The sequence below is a fragment of the Dyadobacter koreensis genome (assembly GCF_900108855.1).
GTDB lineage: Bacteria > Bacteroidota > Bacteroidia > Cytophagales > Spirosomataceae > Dyadobacter > Dyadobacter koreensis.
The window spans coordinates 268118-291349 of the sequence record NZ_FNXY01000002.1; the positions used below are offsets into that span (position 1 = coordinate 268118).

The following is a 23232-nucleotide window of genomic DNA, read 5'->3' on the forward strand; positions in this document are numbered from 1 at the left end:
CGTTCAACATAATTTAGTCGGTTTCCCGGGGAGCAAAGATAACGCTATTGAATTAATAATGTTTCATTTTTAGGTAAAAAGTTGATTTGCAGGTATTTGTATAATTTTGATTTAGCACTAATTTAAGATAGTAAAATTTCGTTGTATTTGCCGGTGACAATTCGATTTCATTTGTTAAACGCATATTTTCTAAAATATTCGTTGGAAATCACTTTTAGATACAAACAGAATTTTTCATGCTTAAAATTGTAATTAACAAAGTCTAAATTCCTGCATATTTTTTCAATCAAATTTTTTCATCAACCTCTCACCCGATTTTTGCCTTACCTTTTGACTCATTTTGGAAAATAAAACGGCTGAAATCCTGAATTATTTGATCTGTTAAATCAATTTTTAAACTTGTATTCTTATGTGTTTTAAATAGTAACTTGCATTGTTTGACAACAAACTCGGAATATGGTCACAGTTGATGAAGCAAAAAGAAGAGTATTAACTCATACACGAACATTAAGTGCTGAAAAAAGAACTGTCTTAAACGCGGTCGGTTATGTTTTGTCAGAAAATGTTTTAGCAGGATTTTCTTTGCCTTCTTTTCGGCAGTCATCTATGGATGGTTACGCGGTTTTACATACGGACATTATACACGCAGATGTCGTTCTTCCTATTGCAGGAGAGTCGAAAGCCGGGAAAGCGGAGAAGGTTTCTATGAAGCCAGGCACTGCATTCAGAATATTTACAGGCGCTCCCGTTCCGGATGGCGCGACGGCTGTTGTCATGCAGGAAAATACTTCTGTGGCGAATGGAAATGTGACGATCGGTGAATATCCTGTGCCTGAAAATAAAAATCTGCGAAATATAGGGCAACAGATACGGGAAGGTGATATTGCTCTGCCGTCCGGCACTTTTATATCCGCCGGTACGGCTGGTTTTTTGAAAGGTTTAAATATTGATGAAATTCCTGTTTTTCGTAAACCCAAAATCGGAATTTTGGTAACAGGAGATGAATTGGTGAAAACCGGAGAAACTTTGTCGCACGGACAAGTTTATGAATCCAATTCTTCCATGTTGGTTGCCGCTCTGAAGCAGGAAGGAATTACGGATGTCGAAATTTATTATTCTGAGGATGATTTGTCGGCGACCGTTCAAAGTCTTCTTACATTATCGGAAAGAAATGATGTGGTAATTGCAACCGGGGGAGTTTCCGTAGGGGACTACGATTATGTTGGGAAGGCGTTGGAAACGATTGGAGCTGAGACGATATTTTATAAAATAAGACAGAAGCCAGGTAAACCTTTACTTTTTGCCAGAACAGAAAATACAAATTTTTATGCGCTACCGGGGAATCCTGCATCCTCATTAGTTTGTTACTACGAATATGTATTGCCTGCTTTAAGATTAATGTCGGGCCGAAAAGAGTGCTTTTTGCCAGCATATCAGTTGCCGATCAGCCATGCATACTCGTTTCGCGGTGAGCGAGATGAATTTTTGAAGGCATTTGTTAGTAACGGAAAAGTAACCTCGCTGGAAGGTCAGGAGTCCTTCGCGTTAAGATCTTTTGCAATTGCGAATGCCCTGATTTATTTGCCTGTTTCTCAGCAAACGGTGCAGGCGGGGGATATGGTAGAGGTGCATTTGTTGCCTTTTTGACTACTAAAAATGAGATGGGTATAAATATTTTATATTTTGGAATGCTGGCGGAAATAAGCGGCCAGGCGAACGAAATCTGGACCATTAATGATGGTCTGTCGGTTGGTGATCTAAAAAAACTGATTTTGGAAAAATATCCTGCTATGGGGGAAAAGAAATTCAAAGTTGCTGTGAACCAGCAGATCGCAGATGATCAAACGTTCGTTTCAACTCAATCAGAGGTTGCTTTATTGCCACCTTTTGCGGGCGGCTGATTTGTTTATCATCCAAGAAACCTGATAGAACCTGGGTTTTGTATCACCGGATTTTGGTAAGTTTTGTAAAAATGTTTTTTCGGGTTTGTTACCCGTTTTACATAGAGTTTTTATTTTTAAATCACTTAAATGTTCTTCGATGAAAAATCGAAAAATCTAAAAGTGGAGTACATATATCATGGAGAAAATTCATAAGCCTAAAAAGGTTTTCATGGAAGGCCCGATCAGTCCGCAGTTTGTTGCAGATTCGATTGCTAAACATCAGTCAAAAGTTAATATTGGCGCACATGCGATATTTCTAGGCCAGATTCGTGCAGATGAAAAGGAGGATGGTTTTGTTACAGGAATTGAATATTCGGCTTATGAAGAAATGGCAGAACAGGCTTTTCATGCGATACGCGAAGATGCATTTTCAAAGTTCGATCTGACCTGCATGCATATTTATCATAGTCTTGGGTTGGTACCAACAGGCGAAGTAAGTCTTTTTGTATTTGTATCTTCTGCGCATCGTCGCGCTGCTTTTGAGGCATCGGAATACATTGTCGATGAAATTAAGACTAAGGTTCCTATTTTTGGGAAAGAACTGGTTGGTCCTGCCGGAGCATATGTGTGGAAGGAAAATAACTGAAATTTAATATCTTCATCACCATAGCCAAATTATTGTTCTCGTTGTTTTCATTCTAATGGTTGATATTACACATAAGACTAATACATTAAGAATTGCCACGGCGCAGGCTACCGTTCAGGTAAGCAAACCTGAAACCATTCTTGCTATTCAAAATAAAACGGTCCCCAAAGGTGACGTTTTTGAGATGGCGAAAGCTGCCGGGTTTTTAGCAGTGAAAAAAACTCCGGATCTTCTGCCCGACTGCCACCCGATTCCAATAGAATATACTGCCGTTGCTTATCGGATTGAGGAGCTAACGATCATTATTGAATTGACTGTCAAAACGATTTACAAAACCGGCGTGGAAGTGGAGGCAATGCACGGCGCATCGGTTGTGGCACTTACCCTTTATGATATGCTCAAACCGATTGATAAAGGGGTTGAGATAAACAATATCAGATTGTTGGAAAAGAAGGGTGGGAAAAGTGACAGAAAGACAATTCCGGCAAATTTGAAGACGGCAGTAATCGTGTGTTCCGATTCTATTTCAGGAGGAATTGGAGAAGATAAATCAGGGAAAAGGATAATTGAGAAATTTGAAACGCTGACTATCAAAGTAAATGATTACAGCATTATTCCCGATGATAAATCAACGATCCAGGAAAAGATAAAAAGTCTTTGCAGTTTATCTTATCAACTGATTGTGATTACAGGTGGAACCGGATTGTCTACTCGTGACGTTACACCGGAAGCTGTCAGTGAATTAATTGATCGCGAAATCCCCGGGATCGGTGAAACGGCTCGGCAATATGGCCAGGAAAGAATTCCAACTTCCATGTTGTCCAGATCGGTTTCGGGACTAATCGGCGAGACTTTGGTTTTAACAATGCCAGGAAGCACTGGCGGCGTGACAGAATATATTGATGCACTTTTTCCGCACGTCCTGCACGTTTTTAGTGTTATGGAAGGAGGAAAGCACGAATAAATCATTCAATAAAAAATGTCTCAACCCATTACGGATACATTTGGTCGTAAGCATACTTATCTGCGCATCTCGCTGACAGACAAGTGTAATCTGCGCTGCACCTATTGTATGCCCCAGGAAGATATGCAGTTTATGCCTTCCAAGTGGCTGATGCAGGCAGACGAAATCCAGACGCTTGCGGGAATTTTTGTGGATATGGGCGTTGAGAAAATCAGATTGACGGGTGGTGAACCCCTGATCAGAAAAGATGCGAGTCAGATTATCCGAAATCTTGGTTCGTTATCTACCTCGCTTACTTTAACTACCAATGCAGTTTTTGTTGACCAGTTTATTGATGATCTGAAAAATGCTGGGGTTCGTTCATTAAATGTAAGTCTGGATACGCTGAATGAGCAATCGTTTAAAAATATTACAAAACGTGATCATTTTGGGAAAACGTTAGATAGTATCCGATTGTTGATTTCTGAAGGATTTGTTGTGAAGATTAACATGGTGGTGATGCGTGGCGTGAATGACGAGGAAGTTAACGACTTTGTCAGGCTGACACTCGACGAACCTAATCTGCACGTTCGTTTTATAGAATTTATGCCTTTTAACGGAAATAAGTGGGATATGTCTAAGATCGTTTCGTATAATGATCTTCTGGCCGATATTGGCACACAATTCTCGTTTAAAAAATTGCAGGGAGAGCTGCACGATACAGCACATAATTTCCAGGTAAACGGCGGAAAAGGAACTTTCGGGATTATCGGGACAGTCACGCATCCGTTTTGTTCGGGCTGTAACCGTATTCGTTTAACTGCGGATGGAAAACTTAAAAATTGCCTTTTTGACACAACAGAAGCAGATTTACTAACTCCTCTCAGACGTGGCGAAGATGTCAGCTCGTTAATTTATTCTCATTTTCACAAAAAACATTTTGCTCACGGCGGACATATCGATTTCACGGAGAAAAATGCCAGAGAAGATTACGAGCAAAATCGGAGGATGATCTCTATTGGTGGGTAACTTTTTTTGGTAAAACCACTTAACCCACATTTTTAACCGCTCATAAAATCGATGCAACATGGCCTGAACTGAAGACATCATTGGTGCAAATAATTAGCCAATATAACTCTTCAATGCCATGAAAAACTTCCGGAAAATCTTTGTTGCGGCACTCTGCGGCGTATTAATTACAAATCTTGTTTCAGCAGGACAGTTACAGGATTCAGACAAAGGAAAATATTATGAATCGTTTCGGGTAGGGATGTACCGCGTAAAAAATTCGCTGGTTATGAATCTTCTTCTTGAAAAGGATAAGGGCGTTTCGATCAATATCAAACTGGTCGATTCAAAAGGCAAGGTTCTGCATCAGGAATACATTGCAAAAGGACTAAGAAAAGTAGGGCAGAAGTTTGACTTCTCTGATGTAAGTGATGGAAATTATAAAATTGAGATTACAAACGGCGACGAACGCATTACCAAAAACATAAGTTTATCTACATCTGAGATAGCGGAAGTGTCTGGCCGCAGACTCGTTGCTTTCAACTAAAATAATTGCCGGATAAGGATTTCTAATTTGAGAGTCTTTATCCGGCTTTTTATTATTTCATCCAGTTGTTGGCTTTTAGCCAGCCTTCCAAAGCTGCGGGCCAGTTTGCCAGGGATCCTTTTCCTTCTGTGCGCATTCCATAACCATGTCCGCCTTTGGGATACAAGTGCATCTCCGCCGGAACCTTTACCTTCTTTAAAGCCAGATAATAGGCGATACTATTTTCAACAGGAACGGCCGTATCATCCATTGCGTGTACCAAAAATGCAGTCGGCGTTTTGTCTGTTACCTGCAATTCATTGGAATAATACTTAATCAGCTCATCCGATTTATCAGGTCCTAAAAGATTGTCCCTTGAACCTCCATGGGCCAGTTCAGGGAGCAAGGAAATTACCGGATACATTAAAATTGAGAAATTCGGCTTGGATTCGTCCGATGCTTTTTCACCCATGTTATAATGCGTGGCAAGCGTCGCTGCTAAATGCCCGCCGGCCGAAAACCCCATAACACCAATTTTATCAGCATTGATATTCCATTTTTTAGCCCCCTGACGAATAATTTTCATTCCCTGCATAGCGTCCAGAAGAGGCGCTTCATGTTGATGCTCCATAGCTTTTGCATCAGGCAAACGATATTTTAGAACGAAAGCAGAAATGCCACGCCCGTTAAACCATTTTGCCAGATCGCTTCCCTCATGTGAGGCAGCGAGAATACCGTAACCTCCACCCGGACAAATCATTACCGCTGCGCCGGTTGCCTTTTCTTTTGGTGCAATATAGGCAGTGATAGTAGGAACCGTCACACCGCTGATTCGCAGAATGCCGTCTGTCGTAACTGATTTTTCCTCGATTGTGTTCGTCTTATTATTAGGTATTTTCCCTTCCGGCCATAAGGATATCACTTCATTCTGCGCCATAGATTGCAGGGATAAAATAGTAAGGCCTGCCGCCATTATCATCAGTTTTGTGTTTTTCATAGAAAAAAGATCTTTGAATCAAAAGACGCGCGTCGTTGATCTCTACCCTCAATTTGTATAAGCGAGTTTAGGAATACTTAATTCGGGCCAGCAAAGATTATTGTGGACTTTTTTCGCAAAAATTATGCAGAAAAGGGGTGGATTATTTTTAATATAATATAAATATTTATTATTCCAAATACGAGAATTATATGGAATTAAATGAAGATTACTTAATTATATTTTGATAGATGAGTAGTTTTGATTTAATAACTCTTTCATAATCAGCTATCATTGAGATAAATATTTACATCCTGCTTACAAATTCAGCTAAAAAATTGCAAAATATTGTAAATAGGATTGTATTTTTCTTTTTGGATTAAGCTAAGTTGTTAAATTAGGTGCATTATGGTGATCATACGGATTGTAAGAATGACTTTTTTACCCGAGAAGATTAGTGAATTTCAGAGTATTTTCGAAAAATGCCAGAATGATATCAAGCAAATGCCAGGCTGTCTTCATCTCGAACTTTGGCGAGATCTAGATAATCCTAATATCTTCGTAACACACAGTCATTGGGAAACCGAGGAATATCTCAATACGTATAAAAATACTGAATTTTTTGGATTGATATGGAAAAGGACAAAGGCGCTTTTTGCAGACAAACCTTTGGCCTTTTCAGTTGAGAAAGTATCGTGACCCTACTTTTTTGCAGGATTTATCATGATATGTGCACGGTGCGTTCCGGGATCCATAATCCACGGCATTCCGGGAACATCCGGTTTCAAGGGTAATCCCGTTGTTTCAGCGGTTGCAAATGGAATATAAACTACATAACGTAAATAACCGTCTTTTACATCGCCTGTTTTGCTATCATAGTTTTCCGGTGATCCTGAAAGTGAAAATAAGGTAGAGGGCTGTTTTGGCATAGCAAGTTTTCCTCCTTTTACTTCCTTCTCACGAATATCAAAGATCTCTTTTTGATTCTTTCCTTCTTTGGTCAAAATACGGCCTCTTTCCATGAATGGCTCCAGATCTGCATGGTAGCAGGAGACGTTAATTCCTTCTTTCTTTGGGTCGTCGGCAATACAAACAAAGTCGTTGTTTCCGTTTCGTAATACTTTAAACGAACCATCCGAACCGTAGCCGTAAACTTTCGCACCGGCTTGTTTGTCGGTCGGTGCAGCAAGCGATGCCGTTTTGATCTGGACTTCGGCAGGAGGAATTATAGTCTGCGCGTTTGCCTGGAAGGCTATGCAGACAATGACCGCAGTAAAAAAAATCTTGTTCATGGTAGTAAATGATACGTGGCTAGTTTCTTATTATCTAAATTTAGTAATCTTTACTAAAACTATATCACAAAATCCTTTTACAGATGATTTTCGTCTGACTTAGGCAAAATAACCGATTAACTTATATCACCAATGAATTTTAAAAACCCGCTGATTCTATCTGTATCAGGCATGCTGGCGTTCGGCGTACTAGCGGCGTCGTATATGCGAACGAATCCAAGTACGATTAAAAGTACAGGTCTCGACAGTTTATATGAAAATCTGAGCGCCGAACAAAAACGCTCTCCTAAATATGCTGTTGCCGGACTAAATGTAGCTGAGGGTTTGGCGGCAACACTTTTTGCATCAGAACCTACCTTGACAAATCCGACAAATATCGATGTCGATCAGCTTGGCCGCGTCTGGGTTTGTGAGGCTTATAATTATCGTCCGGCAATAAACGGAAATCCGACCAAAAATGAGGGCGACAGGATTTTAATTCTGGAAGATACAAACGGTGACGGAAAGTCAGATAAATCAACGGTCTTTTACCAGGGGCCGGAACTGAATTCTCCGCTTGGGATCTGGGTGATGGGAAATAAAGTAATCGTTTCTCAAAGCCCATATGTTTGGTTATTTACAGATGCAGACGGCGACGGAAAAGCAGACAAAAAAGAAGTTATTTTTGAAGGAGTCGGTGGAACGCAGCATGACCACGGTATGCACGCATTTGTATTTGGTCCGGATGGCAAACTATATTTCAATTTTGGTAATGAAGGCGGGCATTTGCTGGACGGAAAAGGAAATCCGGTAGTTGGACGTGATGGGAAGGCGATCGATTTTAAAACAAACAAACAAGGTATCGTTTTTCGCTGTGATCTTGATTTCAAAAATATTGAAGTGCTCGGGAATAATTTCCGGAATAATTATGAAGTTGCGGTAGACAGCTACGGAACCATGTGGCAGTCAGATAATGATGATGACGGCAACAAAGGTGTACGAATAAATTATGTTATGCCTTACGGAAATTACGGCTATACAGATGAGATGACAGGAGCAGGCTGGCGGGCAAATCGTACTAATATTGAAGATTCTATCCCGTTCCGTCACTGGCATCTGAACGATCCCGGCGTTGTTCCAAATCTTTTGCAAACAGGAGCAGGCTCGCCTACGGGGCTAATTGTGTACGAAGGACGCCTGCTGCCGAAAGTTTTCTGGGATCAGATGATTCATTGCGATGCCGGCCCTAATGTGGTACGTTCATATCCTGTTCAAAAAGCAGGTGCAGGTTATTCTGCCAAGATTGTAAATGTATTGGAAGGAAAACGCGATCAATGGTTTCGCCCTTCTGATGTTTGTGTAGCTCCGGACGGTTCGCTGATCGTTTCCGACTGGTATGATCCGGGTGTCGGAGGTCATCAGGCGGGAGATCAGAATAAGGGGAGGTTATATCGTTTAGCTCCAGAAAATACCCCTTACCGAATTAAAAAAGCAGATTACTCGACAGCAGCAGGAGCGGTTGAGGCTCTGCAAAATCCAAATCTTTCAGTTCGTTACCTGGCCTGGGATGCACTGACGAAAATGGGAACAAAAGCGCTTCCTGATTTGAAAAAATTATTCGAAAATAAAGAAAACCCAAGAATGCGCGCACGTGCTTTGTGGGCTATTGCGACGATCGACAAAGTTGGAACAGAAGATCTGGAATCAGCATTTCGCGATGCGAATCCGGATATCCGAATAACAGCGTTACGCGTGGTTCGTGAAAAGAGAAATTCTGATATAATTAAATATCTAAAATTACTGGCAAGTGATTCGGATGTACAGGTTCGCCGCGAATGTGCCTTGGCATTGCACGGAACCGTCTCTCCGGATGCTCCGGAAATCTGGGCACAGCTTGCGCAGCAGTATGACGGAAAAGATCGCTGGTATTTAGAGGCACTTGGAATCGGAGCTTCCGGGCAATGGGATTCGTTTTTCAAAGCATGGGTAAGTAAAGCGGGTGCAAATCCAATCGCAACAGACGCGGGAAAAGATATCGTTTGGCGTTCAAGGAGTAAAGAATCAGTTAACTTGCTGGCCTCGCTGGCAAGCGATGCCGGCGTGGATTTGAAAAGCCGTCTAAGATATTTCAGAGCATTTGATTTTAACCCAGGCGCGAAAGAAAAATCGACTGCACTTTTGAAAATCATGAAAGGCACTGCACAAAACCAGAATGAGATCAATGAACTTGCGCTTCACCATTTGGATCCTGCTTTTGTTAAACAATCACCGGAAGCAATGGCCGCTTTGAAAAAATTACTTGACGCGACCTATGGCAAGAGCACCTATATGGAACTGGTTTCAAGGTATGAGCTTCCTTCGGAAAATAGTCGTTTATTGAAACTCGCGACAACCCAGGCAAAGACGAATATTGGTCGTAGCGCCGGACAGCAGCTTTTGAAGCAAAATGGCTCAGCGCTACTCTGGACTGCTATCAAGGGAAAAGATACCGAAAAGGCATCATCTGCTCTGGCATCTATCAAAGGTGTTGGCAGTAAACAATCGCTGGATATTTTAAAATCAGTTGCGATGGATCCAAAACAACCAGCGGATTTACGCACGGAAGCAACCCGTTCCTTAGGTGGTACGATGAGCGGTGAAGATCTTGTTTTGGTTTTATTAAAAGAAGGTAAAATCAATGGCGATTTGAAAGCTGTGGCTGTACAAGGTTTGAGCGGCGCGTGGAGAAAATCGGTGAAAATGGAAGCGGCAAAATATCTGGACGGGCCTGGTGCAGAAGTGAAGAAACACCCTGACCTTAAAACATTGGTTGGTATGAAGGGAAATGCAGCGAAGGGAAAAGAAATTTTCTCAATGTACTGTACAGTTTGTCACCAGGTTAATGGCCAGGGAACTGATTTTGGGCCAAAGCTGTCTGAGATTGGTACTAAACTTCCGAAAGAAGCATTGTATGCCGCAATTTTTGAACCGAGCGCAGGTATAGGATTTGGTTACGAAGGTTTTGAAGTAACCTTAAAAGATGGTTCTTCGGTATCGGGAATTATTTCAAGTAAAACCGAAACCGATCTGATCATGAAACTTCCCGGCGGAACCACACAAGAATTTAAAATGACTCAGGTTAAATCAATAAAACAAATGGCTGATTCGATGATGCCGGCCGGTCTTCAGGATGCAATGAATACAGACGAACTGGTTAATCTGGTCGAATATATGAGCAGCCTAAAGAAAAAATAATTTATTTATTTTTCAGAGCCCGCTCCCGGTCAATAATAGGATTGCAGCCCGTTAAAACACTTTTGTTTTAGCGGGCTGTTTTTTTATTGTCACCTGTAATCTAAATCTTGGTTTTTGTTTCGTTAATCTAAAAAAGAACTGGTAATTTTGAGGTTGTCCCATAGTACTTGCTCCATTGAATTTCTGTTTTGAAACGAATAAATTATTTTAAGTCCGCATTTTTGGTTGCCACAAATCTTTGCTTTTTTGTTTTGAGTGGTACGTGCCAAGTGGTTGATTCCCTGATTGTATTACATCCCGACAGCGTTTACGCGAAGTTTTCTGAATCTGAAAAAAGATTTTCAAGAAATGCTGTGGCCGGGCTGCAAACAACTGACGGGCTGGAAACCACTCTTTTTGCTTCCGAGCCCTTAATTACAAACCCGATCAACATCGACGTGGATCATCGGGGCAGGGTATGGGTATGCGAATCCTACAATTATCGTCCGGCCGTTAATGGAAAGTCGGAGCTCAACGTTGGTGATAGGATTGTGATCCTGGAAGATACCACCGGCGACGGAAAGGCGGATGTTACCAAGGTTTTTTACCAGGGTTCTGAGCTGAATTCTCCGCTTGGAATCTGGGTGATGGGTAATAAAGCTATTGTTTCGCAAAGTCCATATGTCTGGCTTTTCACTGATACCGATGGTGACGATAAAGCGGATAAGAAGGAAATTTTGTTCAAAGGAATTGGTGGGACACAGCAGGACGCCGGTGTCCATTCTTTTGTCTTTGGTCCGGATGGAAAATTTTATTTCAATTATGGAAATGCCGGGAAACAACTTGTAGATGGTCAGGACAGACCTTTACTGGATAAATATGAAAGACCGATAGATTTTCGTCAATACCGCCAGGGCGTTGTTTTCAGAGTTGATCAGGAGTTTAGAAATGTAGAAATCCTGGCAGAAAATTTTCATAACGGCTTCGAGGTCGCCGTGGATAGTTACGGGACGATGTGGCAGTCTGACCAGGAAGAGCCCGGCAACGGAGCCGACCGTGTTAGTTATGTCATGGAAAACGGAAATTTCGGATACATTGATGAAATGAACGGAGCGAGTTGGCGGATCAACCATACCAATCTCGAAGATGAAATACCTCGTCGCCACTGGCATCAGAATGATCCGGGCGTGGTTCCGAATTTACTTGAAATTGGATCCGGACTGCCCATGGGAATGGTAGTTTATGAAGGTGATTTATTGCCAAGGAAGTTTTGGGATCAGGTTATTCTTGCTGATGCAGGACAAAATGCTGTGACTTCATATCCGGTTGTGCCGGATGGGGCCGGTTTTAAATCCGTTGGAATCAATCCTGTTGTTGAGGGAAAAAGAGATAAATGGTTCCGTCCGACGGATGTTTGTGTCGCGCCTGACGGTTCTTTGATCGTGTCGGATTGGTATGATCCGGTGGCAGGATCTCATAAAATGAAAGACCGCAGCCGTGGTAGAATTTTCAGAATTGCACCTCCTGAAACACCTTACAAAATTCCTGTTTATGATCTCACAAATCCGACAGAAGCTGTAAAGGCATTACAAAGTCCGAATTTGTCCCAGCGATACCTTGCCTGGAATGCCTGCGTTAAATTGGGTTGGGCGGCTGAACCTGAGCTTGAAAATTTATTTAGACAATATAACGGAAACCCTAAATTGAGAGCCCGCGCTCTCTGGGTCCTGAACCGGATAGAAGGCTTTAACCACAGAAATCTGGATGTTGGTTTCCGCGAGTTAAATCCAAATTTACGTATTACGACTTTAAGAGCCGTTCGGCAGCGTAACAGCGATCCGACGGAGTATATCAAAAGATTAACATCCGACCCAAATCCTCAGGTCCGCCGTGAATGCGCACTGGCAATTAATCATAATCACACATATGAGGCTTTGGATGTTTGGCTGCAACTGGCGCAACAATATCCGGGTCACGACCGATGGTCTGTCGAGGCATTGAGTATCGGTGCGATTGGTCAGTGGGAGCGTATTTTTCCGGCATGGCTTGCCAGAGCCGGGAAAAATCCGGGAGCTACAGATGCAGGAAAAGATATAATATGGCTCGCCAGAACGCGACAGGCAATTCCTTATTTAACTGAACTTGCTGCGGATACAAGCGTTACTTTCAAGAGCAGATTACGTTATTTCCGTGCTTTCGACTTTTTCCACGCGGGTTATGAAAAATCACAGGCGTTGATGCATGTGATGGATGTGAAATCTTCTGATAGAATTGAGGTAAGTAAACTGGCTTTGCTGCATTTGGATAAATCCTTTGTCACAAATTCTCAACAGGGGCTAACCGCGCTGAACAAATTGCTCGACGAAACCTACGGGACAGAAGACTATATCGAATTAGTAACTCGCTACGCACCTGAGTCTGAAAATAACCGACTTTTTCAAATGGCGATTAATAAATCAGGTGAAGTATTAGGTCGTGATGCTGGCGCACTGTTGCTTGATATCGCTGGTGTTTCTTTTATCACAGATAAGCTTAATAGCCTGAATGATACTAAAAAATCGGCTCTTCTTGCATCATTACAAACGGCTGGAAGTGCTGAATCTGTTTATCTGCTGCGCAATACAGTTTTGGATGTAAATGAAAAAGAATCTGTACGCGCGGATGCTGCAAGATATCTGGGCGGAAGCTGGCCGGGGGAAGATGCAGTAGTGAAATTGTTGAAGCAGAACCAGATTGATGGAGCTATTAAAGAAGCTGCTTTGCAAGGTGTGAAAAATGCCTTTCGGGAAAATGTTAAAGCAGATTTAGCTCCTTATTTCCCTAAACCGGTCGAAACAGTGACCGTTGCAGATGAAGTTCTTCCGAAAGGAAAAGGTAAAAAAGAGAAAAAAAGACGGAGAAGAGATTAAAAATTTCACGCAAAGCAAACAAGAAAGGGCAAAGATCGCAGAGAGTAAAACTTTGCGTTCTTTGCCTTTTTCTTTCCTCTTTGCGTGAAACCTTCTTATAATTGAAATTTCAATCGGTATAAAACACATCCGGTTTTCTTTATTCCCTAAAACCATAACACAAAAATTAAATCATGCTCCGCAGAAACTTTGTTAAATCATCACTTGGGTTAGCTGGCGCTGCACTTGTGGCAGGAGAAGCCAACGCTTTCTCAACATCACCAATGGCAAAGAATAAATTCAAACTTAAATATGCTTCCCACTTCGGCATGTTCCAGAACAGTGCCGGAAAAGATGTGATTGATCAGCTGAAATTTATGGCAGATCAGGGATTTATGGCTCTGGAAGATAATGGAATGATGGGGCGCCCGGTAGAAGAACAGGAAAGAATTGCCAAAGAAATGACTCGTCTGGGCATGGAAATGGGCGTTTTTGTTGTAGATAAGGGAGGTAATGGAGCGAATACATTGGCTGCGGGAAAAAAAGAATATATCGATATTTTCCTGAATGGCTGCAAAAAAGCGGTGGAAACTGCAAAACGTGTGAATGCGAAGTGGATGACTGTCGTGCCTGGTGATTTTGAACGTAAATTGCCAATCGGTGTACAAACAGGGCACGTAATCGATGCGCTTCGCAGAGGTGCAGAAATTCTGGAACCACATGGATTGGTAATGGTATTGGAGCCGTTGAGTGATACACCTAATTTGTTCCTGCGCACTTCCGATCAGACATATGAAATTTGTCGTGGCGTAAACAGCAAATCCTGCAAAATTCTGTATGATATTTATCACATGCAGAAAAACGAAGGACGGATTATCCACAACATCGAAGCAACATGGAGTGAGATTGATTATTTCCAGATAGGAGACGAGCCTGGAAGAAATGAGCCAACGACCGGAGAAATAAACTATAAAAATGTATTCAAATACATTTACGATCGCAGCAAAAGTGAAAACAAGAGTTTCATTATGGGGATGGAACACGGAAACTCCAAAAAAGGAAAAGAAGGAGAAGAAGCTTTGATTAAAGCTTATGTTGAAAGCGATAATTTTTAAACTGCTAGCAGCCGGTCAAGAGATTAGCTTATAGCTTAAAAAACAAAAAATGGCCAGTAGATAACTCCACTGGCCATTTTGCAACAGATAACAGCTAAAAGCTATTAAAGAACTACTACTGAATTTTCTTCTGCATCTACACCAGCAGATACATACTTATCAGCTTCCCAATCATTTTCCCATTTCTCGTTATCTAAAAGGTAACGGAATTGGTATTCTTTACCAGGAACCAGGTCAAGACTTCCTTTAAAAGAACCGTCTTTTTGCTTTTTCAACGCTACTGCTTCTTCTGGGTTCCATCCGTTAAATTCACCGACAAGTGAAACTTTTTCTGTTTTTTCAACGGCTTCAGCTGGCAAGGTAAACGTAACTTTTACAACGGGCTTGCTTTTCAAATACTGTTTTGTAATCGCCATATTATGTAGTGTTTTTTAAGTTGATGGGACAAATATACAATCAAAAATTATACAAATTGATGAATATCAGCAGAATAAATTTCGTTTGTCTTTGAATAGTTATATGAAAATATTCAAAAAATGGCTTCTGGTGCAATTTTATAAAGCATTTTACTAAAAATCAAATAAAAAAACAAAGTGTTCCGCTCGTATTTGCTTAGATGAGAAAAGTGCAATCTTGGTTGTGAAAGGTTTGGGAAATAATTGATTTATTCCATGCTTAATAAGAATATTTTTCCATAGCTTGATACATTGGAGTATAAATAGACATGTTGAGTACTTTAATTTCCAAAATGGCGAAAAAGCATGGTTTTAAATTTATGGTTATTTGACAATAGATATATACACAATCGAGTTTAATCTTTATAGCCTGAGACATTTTATCAAATGAAGTTGCCAATATTCTTCATATGCTTTTTCATTTCCATAAAAAGCTTTTCACAAGAAAAAGTGGTGAAAGTAAACGGCATTGATTTTAACGTTTATACCAAAGGATTTGAGAATAGGAAAAATAATGTTCCTGCACTGATCTTCGAGAATGGTATGGGAGTTGGGCTTGATACTTGGGACTTAGTAATTGATGAATTATCAAAAGAAGTCCCTGTTTTTGCTTATGAAAGAGCGAATGTTGGGAAATCTGGTAAAGATTATAAGCTGCCGGCGATAGGAAAAGTTTCTGAAAACTTGAAATGTATTCTTACTACATTAAATATTCAGCCTCCATATATACTTATTGGTCATTCGATGGGGGGATTGTATACCAGAGCATATTCCGGACTTTATCCAAACGATATTGCAGGACTGGTATTTATTGATCCTGCTGATTTCACGGAAACGAAAATAACATGGAATGAGATCTTTCAGACGATCGGAGTTCCAGAAAAGAAAATCGAAGAAATGATTTATGATCGCCTTTACGTCACTTCAAAAATTGATTCTCTACATTATGGTAGTTGGAGTGAGAGTCAGATACTAGGTGAGCTAAGACGTACTGATTTTTTAGAAATAAATTCACTCCCTATACCCCAAGTTCCCATCTACTTTTTTATGGGCGGTAAGTTTGAAGTACCCTTGGATAGAAGAAGCAAAGATTTTGATCAGGAAGCATTTTTTATGGAAAGAACCCGTGTGACTATCGAAAGATGGAGGAAGTTTATTTACGCATCAAGTAAAGGAGGATCTTTAATTTATCTTTCGCAAAGTGGCCATTTTATTCACCGTGATGATCCAAGAGCAGTGATAAGTAATATAAAATTTTTGCTAGATACCATATTGTCAAAATGAGGATATAATCGAAAAAAAACAACTTGCAAAAATCCCTCACAACCACAAAGCTGCAAGGGATTCAAACAAATCATATAATTCTAAATAAACTACTGCGACCATTCCGTTGGTTCGCGGTCCCAGCGGTGTTGTTTTAGCGTTTCTTTTAAAGAATCAGCAAGCCTTACGCCGTCGCTGGTTGCGATGTTGGATTTTACGTGAGCAAGTTTACGCATACCGGGAATTGTCGTATGTACATCCGGATTTTCCAGAATAAAACGAAGTGCCAGTTCTGGCATCGTCATGTTTTCAGGAACAAACGGACGAAGTGCTTCTGCATGATCAACACTTGCGTTCAGGTTTTCAGGAACGAAATATGTTGAACGCCAGTCGTCTGCCGGGAAAGTGGTTTCTTTGGTAAGATTTCCGGATAAGGTTCCTTCGTCCAAAGGTACGCGGGAGATAACGCCGATATCCATTTTTTTACAAAGTGGAAATAATTGATCTTCCGGAGCCTGATCAAAAATATTGTAGATCACCTGAACAGCATCGATCAAGCCGGTCTCCAATGTTTTCAAGGCATTGTTTGGCTCCCAGCGATTAATACTTAATCCCCAGCGTTCCACTTTACCGTCCTTCGTAAGTTTCTGAATCGCTTCTTTCCACTCATCTTCTTGCGCCCAGGCATCTTCCCAAACGTGGAATTGAAGCAGATCAATTTGTTCAACACCCAGATTTTTTAAACTTTTCTCTGCGTATTCAATAATGTAATCAGCAGGAAAAACCTCTTTTAATGACGAGGTTGGTTTTGAAGGCCATTGACGATTTTTTGGTGGGATTTTTGTTGCCGCATATAACTTCTTATCCGGATTCCGACGGATAAGATCTCCCAGAATAGTTTCACTGACGCCATCGGCATATGCCCATGCAGTGTCAAAAAAATTACATCCTGACGCTACGGCCAGGTCAAGCGAGTCCTCGATTTCTTTTCGATCGGAGCCTGTCCAGCCTGCTAAACCCCACATGCCATAACCTATCTCGCTGATCTGCCAGCCACTACGTCCAAAACGGCGATATTGCATCTTGTTTATATTTAGTTGTTTTACTTTAAAGGAATTAATAGCACATTTTTAATGCTATTGAAATACATTTGCTGCAATTTATTATATTTAGGAAGATGCTTGGGTTTGTTAGAAATAAAATGTCGTTTAGCGGAAGAAAACTGTTTGAGAGTTCAATGAAAAGAATAATTGGCTTACTGCTGATTGTGGGGATGGCAGGATGGAATACGCAGACCATTCCGGAAAATAATATGCTGATGTATTCCAGCACTTTCCGGCAGATCCAGGAAGATATCAGAGATTGTGTGATCACACCGGATTCAGCGGCAAGAGCGTGGCAGGAAAATATGAGAAATATCCGTGCGACTTTTCATAACGGAGATACTTGCCGCATGGGTGATTCGACTTATTTTGTTTTTCCTATCAAAGGATATACGCCTCAAAAATCGATTGGCGGACGAGGGATGGGCTACCGGGCTGAGGGTTTTGATCTTTTTGATATGGATGTGAGGGGTAGTCACCCGGCACACGACCTTTTTGTTTTTGACAGAAATCAGGATAATATAGACGACAGAACCTGGAAGCCGATTGATGTGCTCGCGTTTACATCAGGAATTGTGGTTGCGGCAGAAAAAGACTGGAAATATGACAGTGATTTGAGAGGTGGCAACTGGATATGGATTTATGATCCCTGTCTTGACGGATTGTTTTATTACGCGCACAACAACGTTGTTTTTGTTGAGCCGGGACAATGGGTGAATGCCGGAGATAAAATTTCCGAAATGGGCCGCAGCGGATATAACGCTTTCAAGAAACGTTCTCCTACGCATCTGCACCTGATGTTTTTGAAACTAAATAAAGATGCCTTGCCAGAACCAGGCGATACCTACGACTGGCTGATGAATTCTATAATAAAGCAATAGCCCCGCGAAGAGATTGAGGAAAAGGTGGCTGAGTAACGAATCAGAGTTAAATTCTATTTAATAATTCATATTCACTCCATTTTTACTACTTCCTAATCTCCGTTATTATGAACAACCGCCGGTCTTTTATGAAAAAAAGTGCTGCCCTTGGCTTGGGCGCATTTGGTATCAACAGCCTTTTTAATGAACTACATGCCGCTGATTTTCAGAATGCTGAAAGATTCTGGGATCCGGGCAGTGAGACAAATGATGATTACTGGGCCACGATCCAGGAGGCGTACACTGCCAGTAAAAGCGATGTCATCATTTTGAATAATGGCGGTGTTTCGCCATCTCCGCTTGTCGTTCAGGAAGCTTTGGAAAAATATAACAGACAGGCAGCACAAGGCCCTTCATATTATATGTGGCGGATTATGGATAAAGGACGTGAGCCGTTGCGCCAGCGTTTGGCTGCCATGGGAGGCTGCGACCCGGAAGAAATTGCTATAAACCGAAATGCCACCGAAGCTCTGAATACTGTTATTTTTGGCTTGCCTTTGCAAAAAGGCGATGAGGTGATCGGTATGAAATATGATTATCCAAACATGATGAACGCCTGGCGTCAGCGTCAGTTGCGGGATGGAATTGTTTATAAACAATTGTCCTTCGATTTTCCAATTGAAAACGACGCCCAAATCGTTAAAGCTTACGAGGATGCAATAACACCGCAAACGAAAATTATCCATGTAACACACGTCGTCAACTGGGTGGGTCAAATTATGCCGGTGAAAAAAATCAGCCAGATGGCGCATAAAAAAGGAATTGAGGTAATCGTGGATGGGGCGCACTCATTTGGATTGATTGACTTTAAAATATCAGATCTGGAATGCGATTATTTTGGCACAAGTCTTCACAAATTTCTGAGTGCTCCGGTTGGAAGCGGAATGATGTGGGTTAAAAAAGATAAAATTGCGAAAATATGGCCCTTGGTTTGTAATCATGAACCGACAAGTGCCGACATTCGGAAATTTGAAACTTTGGGAACACGAAGTTTTTGTATCGAACAGGCCATTGGTGAGGCGATAAATTTTCAGGAGGGAATCGGTACGAAACGCAAACAGGAACGTATTCACTATTTAAAAAAATACTGGGCAGAAAAAGCACAGCAAATACCGGGTGTTAAAATCCATACGTCTTTAAAACCGGAATATTCCTGTGCAATTGCCGGCGTTAGTGTTGACGGTCTAAAACCCGGAGAACTTGATAGCAAATTTTTTAATGACTTTAAAATCCATACTACGCCTGTAAGTTATGAAGGTGTACATTGTGTGCGCGTTACGCCACACGTTTATACCAAGATCAGTGATTTAGATAAATTAGTTGGCGCTCTGGAGAAGATTTCGAAAAAGGCCTGAGTTAAAATATTTGAAGTAAAATTGAAATACAGTAGGGACACTTTGGTGCTTTTGCTGTATTTTTTTGTTATAATAATCAAGGTTAACCATTTATCCCAGTAATTCGGGCCTAAATGATTTGAAAATTAGTGTTTATAACCGTTTGACCAAATTGCTTTCAGTACTGTTAAGCAAACCATTACATTTGAAATATTCTTTAAAGGGACCAATTTTAAGATATTATGACACAACAACGAAAGGGTTCTTTCATAAAAAGGGCCAAAGATATTACACTTAGCAGCGCCTTGACTCTGGCTATTTTATCAGGAACTTCCATGATAACTGGCTGTTCTTCAAATGAGGACGAGTCAGATTATAGCTACGAGGAAACAACTTATTCCAAAGGAATCCGGTCTCATATTAAGGAAGTGAAACCGGGCGAATTCAAAATTACTGATGAGGAGAGTGTCGCGGCGGATAAATCTTTGGCCATAGTCACATACCTTGACGGGCATACGGATTCACTCAGTACAACTGCTGCGAAAGCACTGATTGATAAAGATATTCAAAATAATCAATCTTATGTGGGCCACCACAGCGGGCTTTCCAGTATGCTTTTATATGGTGGGATGGGTTATATGCTCGGTCGTAATTCAGGCTTTGGGTATATAAATAATTACCGTGATCAGAACCCAAACAGAGGTAATGTTTACAGCAGTCCGAGTACTTTTAGCAAGTCACAAAGTGCAGTGCAGGATGTAAATTCTTCCCGTACGACAAGGACGGTCTCGTCTCGTCCGGCAGGCGGAAGAAGTGGATTTTTTGGCCGTTCCTCAGGAAGAAGCGGAGGTTGAGATCAGAACGTTTATTTTCTGATTCAACTTAATTTAAATTATTATGATAAAATTAAAATCCTTACCGCAAAGCCCGGAAAGCGGGCTGCAAAAACTTGGCTGGAATTGGATGCTGGGGACCGATACCACGCCTTATCTGGTTAAAGACGTCGTTGTGGTCGATGAAGAAAGCGCCACATCTTTATATGAAGCAGCGGCTACATTGTATGATATGTTTATCGAAGCGGGTCAGTATGCGATTGATAATCAGCTATTCAAGGAGATGGGGATTTCTGAAAATCTGATTGAACTTATAAAATTATCCTGGGAGGAAGACCGGAATGTTCATCTTTACGGACGTTTTGATCTGGCGGGCGGTTTTGACGGGCAACCTGTCAAATTGATTGAATTCAACGCAGATACTGCCACTTGTTTACCGGAAACTGCCGTTGTTCAATGGGCGCATTTGAAAACGAACAATGAAGACGATTCGCAGCAGTTCAATACACTTTATGAAACTCTTGTGAAGCAGTTTCAGTATATAAAGCTTGTCAATAGTGATATGACTGCTTCAATATTGTTTTCAACCATGCGTGGCTATCCGGAAGATGATACCAATGTCAACATTCTTTCAGAAGCGGCAAAAGAAGCTGGTTTTGATGCAGACTTTGCATATGTTGACGAAGTTGAATTTTCTCAGGAAGGTATTTTTAAACAAGATCCGTCGGGTAACGGAGATTTTATCCGTTTTGATTTCTGGTTTAAACTTGTTCCCTGGGAATACATTGGTGGCGAAGAGCCAGATTTGGCTGCCACATTAACCGATATCGTAAAAAATCGTAAGGCAGTTGTCTTAAATCCGGCCTACACTTTACTGTTTCAGTCGAAATATATTTTAAAAATTTTGTGGGATCTGTATCCCTATCATCCGCTTCTGCTTCAAACGGAACGTCATCCGATCACGCATAAAAAGTCGGTGAGCAAGGTGTTGTTCGGAAGAGAAGGTGCAAATGTTTCGATCCTCGAAAAGGGTGGAGAAGTGCTGGAAAAAGTGGATGGCGATTACGAAGAACAGAAAAAAATATATCAGGAATATGTGGAATTCCCCACGGACGCTGACGGGTTTTCATATCAGGCCGGTGTATTTTACGCAGGGGAACCTTGTGGATTAGGTTTTCGCCGGGGTGGAAAAATCCTTGATAATACGGCACAGTTTGTCGGACATATTGTTGAATAACTTGATACTGACTCAACTTTTATGAAGATTTCTATTAAAGCTATTGCTTTCGTTTTTTGTACATACAGCACTTTTTTGACCTCATTTGCTCAAACTGCAAAACCTATTGTTTTCACAATTGATGGTCAAAATAAGGCCCAGGTTATCGAAAATTTTGGTGCGGCGGGTTGCTGGTTTTCCGAGGGAATCGGCAAATATTGGCCGGAACAAAAAAAAGAACAAATCGCAGAATGGCTTTTTAGTAAATCTTTCGATAAAAGTGGAAATCCCAAAGGTATCGGCTTATCTGCCTGGCGTTTTAATATAGGTGGCGGAACCGCTGAGCAGGGCGATAGCAGCGGTATTAAAGATTTCAGAAAACGGGTTGAAAGTTTCCAGAATGCGGATGGAACGTATGACTGGAACAAGCAGGCGGGATATATCTGGTTTGTAAAAAAAGCAAAATCCTACGGCGTAGAAAATCTGATCGCATTTTCTAATACTCCTCCGGTTCATTTCACGCAAAACGGCTATGGGTTTAAGACAGAAAAGGATTACAAATCCAATTTGAAAGCAGACAAATATGGTGCTTATGCAGGCTTCCTTGCTGATGTGATTAAACATTTTGATGCCGAAGATTTGCATTTTAATTATATAAGTCCGGTTAACGAACCACAATGGGATTGGTCAAATAAACCTGGACAGGCAAGCCAAGAGGGAACTCCGTGGAGAAATGAGGAAATTTATAGGGTAACCAATGCACTCGACAGCGCCCTGACTTCTCAAAAACTGACATCGAAAATTATGCTGGTAGAAGCAGGTATGCTCAACTATTTATATGCGGGATCAGGGCTGGCTAACCGCCAGATTCAAAACTTTTTTGGAAAGGATAGTAAGCTTGAAGTCAGAAACTTAACACACATGTCTGACTTTATTGGAGGACATAGTTATTTCACGGAAAACGGAGATAGCAGCATGGTGAAAATCAGGAAAAGTGTTGCAGATACTGCGCAAAAGTATAATGTGAAATTCTGGCAGACGGAATATTCCATGCTGGCGGACGGTTTTCGGGAAGGAACAAAAGGAAAGCGCTCAGCGATCGATTGTGCGTTATTTTTAGCCAAAGTGATTCATCATGATCTGGTTGTAGGCAACGCATCTGCCTGGCAATTATGGAATTCCTACGAACCAGGCAGTCCTGATTTTGATACGCGTTATTTTCTTATTGCTTTAAAGCCAAATGAAAAACATACTGACGGAGACTATTTTCAAACAAAAGGTTTGTGGTCATTTGGAAATTTTAGTCGGTTTATCCGTCCCGGAATGCAGCGTATTATCGTTGATCGCAGCGATAAACTGACTGACTTACAAGCAGCTCAGGATGTGATGTTATCTGCTTACACAGATCATAAAGGTAAAGTGGTTGTGGTTGCTATAAATTATTCCACTGTTCAAAAAGCCGTAAAACTTGACTTGAAAAATCCAGGGAAAGCTGGTAAAGTGAAAAGATATGTAACCAGTGAGTTTGAGAATGATAATCTCAAACTTTATCCTGATCAGAAGTTAAAAGATACAATTATCTTGCCTGCCAGGTCGGTTACGACTATGGTAGTTGAATAACATCTGGGCGTTAGTTTAT

General features: G+C 41.1%; 20 protein-coding genes. 16 read left to right on the top strand and 4 right to left on the bottom strand.

The features are described from left to right. Window positions 1-456 precede the first annotated feature (456 nt). The 6 genes from BMY70_RS05680 (at window position 457) to BMY70_RS05705 (ending at window position 5027) form a co-directional block, all read left to right on the top strand. A complete protein-coding gene (locus tag BMY70_RS05680; protein WP_090333188.1) occupies window positions 457-1647 on the top strand; it encodes a molybdopterin molybdotransferase MoeA in 1191 nt (396 codons plus the stop codon). A 14-nt stretch (window positions 1648-1661) separates the two neighbouring features. After that, complete coding sequence (locus BMY70_RS05685; RefSeq protein WP_090333193.1) at window positions 1662-1901, top strand: MoaD/ThiS family protein; 240 nt, start codon at window positions 1662-1664, stop codon at window positions 1899-1901. A gap of 178 nt (window positions 1902-2079) precedes the next feature. Beyond that, window positions 2080-2529, top strand: a complete 450-nt coding sequence (locus BMY70_RS05690) for a molybdenum cofactor biosynthesis protein MoaE (protein WP_090333196.1) — start codon at window positions 2080-2082, stop codon at window positions 2527-2529. A 55-nt stretch (window positions 2530-2584) separates the two neighbouring features. Then, window positions 2585-3493 carry a bifunctional molybdenum cofactor biosynthesis protein MoaC/MoaB gene (gene moaCB, locus BMY70_RS05695; protein WP_090333198.1) on the top strand — a complete coding sequence of 303 codons (909 nt, stop codon included), beginning with the start codon at window positions 2585-2587 and terminating at the stop codon, window positions 3491-3493. 15 nt (window positions 3494-3508) lie between these two features. Then, the gene (gene moaA, locus BMY70_RS05700) at window positions 3509-4501 is read left to right on the top strand and encodes a GTP 3',8-cyclase MoaA (protein WP_090333200.1); all 993 of its coding nucleotides are present in this window, start codon (window positions 3509-3511) and stop codon (window positions 4499-4501) included. 118 nt (window positions 4502-4619) lie between these two features. Continuing rightward, window positions 4620-5027, top strand: a complete 408-nt coding sequence (locus BMY70_RS05705; protein WP_090333203.1) for a T9SS type A sorting domain-containing protein — start codon at window positions 4620-4622, stop codon at window positions 5025-5027. Between the two features lie 52 nt (window positions 5028-5079). Here the strand turns inward: BMY70_RS05705 and BMY70_RS05710 are convergent, their stop codons facing one another. Next, on the bottom strand, window positions 5080-6003 hold the full coding sequence (locus tag BMY70_RS05710; RefSeq protein ID WP_090333205.1) for an alpha/beta hydrolase: 924 nt from the start codon (window positions 6001-6003) through the stop codon (window positions 5080-5082). A gap of 387 nt (window positions 6004-6390) precedes the next feature. On the opposite strand from BMY70_RS05710, the gene BMY70_RS05715 reads away from it, so the two are divergent. Next, the gene (locus tag BMY70_RS05715) at window positions 6391-6681 is read left to right on the top strand and encodes a putative quinol monooxygenase (RefSeq protein WP_310590632.1); all 291 of its coding nucleotides are present in this window, start codon (window positions 6391-6393) and stop codon (window positions 6679-6681) included. Window positions 6682-6683: 2 nt separating this feature from the next. On the opposite strand, the gene BMY70_RS05720 is transcribed toward BMY70_RS05715, so the two are convergent. Then, window positions 6684-7274, bottom strand: coding sequence for a hypothetical protein (locus tag BMY70_RS05720; RefSeq protein ID WP_090333208.1), 591 nt, complete (start codon window positions 7272-7274; stop codon window positions 6684-6686). Window positions 7275-7406: 132 nt separating this feature from the next. Here BMY70_RS05720 and BMY70_RS05725 point away from each other — a divergent pair, with 132 nt between their 5' ends. From BMY70_RS05725 to BMY70_RS05735, 3 genes are all read left to right on the top strand, one after another. After that, window positions 7407-10487 carry a PVC-type heme-binding CxxCH protein gene (locus BMY70_RS05725; protein ID WP_090333211.1) on the top strand — a complete coding sequence of 1027 codons (3081 nt, stop codon included), beginning with the start codon at window positions 7407-7409 and terminating at the stop codon, window positions 10485-10487. A gap of 251 nt (window positions 10488-10738) precedes the next feature. Continuing rightward, complete coding sequence (locus BMY70_RS05730) at window positions 10739-13375, top strand: PVC-type heme-binding CxxCH protein (protein WP_229209498.1); 2637 nt, start codon at window positions 10739-10741, stop codon at window positions 13373-13375. A 173-nt stretch (window positions 13376-13548) separates the two neighbouring features. After that, a complete protein-coding gene (locus BMY70_RS05735; RefSeq protein WP_090333213.1) occupies window positions 13549-14469 on the top strand; it encodes a hydroxypyruvate isomerase family protein in 921 nt (306 codons plus the stop codon). 104 nt (window positions 14470-14573) lie between these two features. Here the strand turns inward: BMY70_RS05735 and BMY70_RS05740 are convergent, their stop codons facing one another. Beyond that, complete coding sequence (locus tag BMY70_RS05740; RefSeq protein ID WP_090333216.1) at window positions 14574-14885, bottom strand: isoamylase early set domain-containing protein; 312 nt, start codon at window positions 14883-14885, stop codon at window positions 14574-14576. Between the two features lie 426 nt (window positions 14886-15311). Between BMY70_RS05740 and BMY70_RS05745 the strand changes: the two genes are divergently transcribed. Continuing rightward, the gene (locus BMY70_RS05745; protein WP_090333218.1) at window positions 15312-16208 is read left to right on the top strand and encodes an alpha/beta hydrolase; all 897 of its coding nucleotides are present in this window, start codon (window positions 15312-15314) and stop codon (window positions 16206-16208) included. Between the two features lie 89 nt (window positions 16209-16297). On the opposite strand, the gene BMY70_RS05750 is transcribed toward BMY70_RS05745, so the two are convergent. Further along, the gene (locus BMY70_RS05750) at window positions 16298-17269 is read right to left on the bottom strand and encodes an aldo/keto reductase (RefSeq protein WP_090333221.1); all 972 of its coding nucleotides are present in this window, start codon (window positions 17267-17269) and stop codon (window positions 16298-16300) included. Window positions 17270-17424: 155 nt separating this feature from the next. Here BMY70_RS05750 and BMY70_RS05755 point away from each other — a divergent pair, with 155 nt between their 5' ends. From BMY70_RS05755 to BMY70_RS05775, 5 genes are all read left to right on the top strand, one after another. Then, a complete protein-coding gene (locus BMY70_RS05755; RefSeq protein ID WP_090334745.1) occupies window positions 17425-18171 on the top strand; it encodes a M23 family metallopeptidase in 747 nt (248 codons plus the stop codon). 128 nt (window positions 18172-18299) lie between these two features. Beyond that, window positions 18300-19565 carry an aminotransferase class V-fold PLP-dependent enzyme gene (locus tag BMY70_RS05760; RefSeq protein WP_374754692.1) on the top strand — a complete coding sequence of 422 codons (1266 nt, stop codon included), beginning with the start codon at window positions 18300-18302 and terminating at the stop codon, window positions 19563-19565. Between the two features lie 221 nt (window positions 19566-19786). Then, complete coding sequence (locus tag BMY70_RS05765; RefSeq protein WP_090333227.1) at window positions 19787-20398, top strand: Cj0371 family chemotaxis-regulating polar lipoprotein; 612 nt, start codon at window positions 19787-19789, stop codon at window positions 20396-20398. Between the two features lie 43 nt (window positions 20399-20441). After that, on the top strand, window positions 20442-21614 hold the full coding sequence (locus BMY70_RS05770) for a glutathionylspermidine synthase family protein (protein WP_090333230.1): 1173 nt from the start codon (window positions 20442-20444) through the stop codon (window positions 21612-21614). A 21-nt stretch (window positions 21615-21635) separates the two neighbouring features. Beyond that, window positions 21636-23213: a glycoside hydrolase gene (locus BMY70_RS05775; protein WP_090333232.1), complete on the top strand. Its 1578-nt coding sequence runs from the start codon at window positions 21636-21638 to the stop codon at window positions 23211-23213. The last annotated feature ends 19 nt before the right edge of the window (window positions 23214-23232 follow it).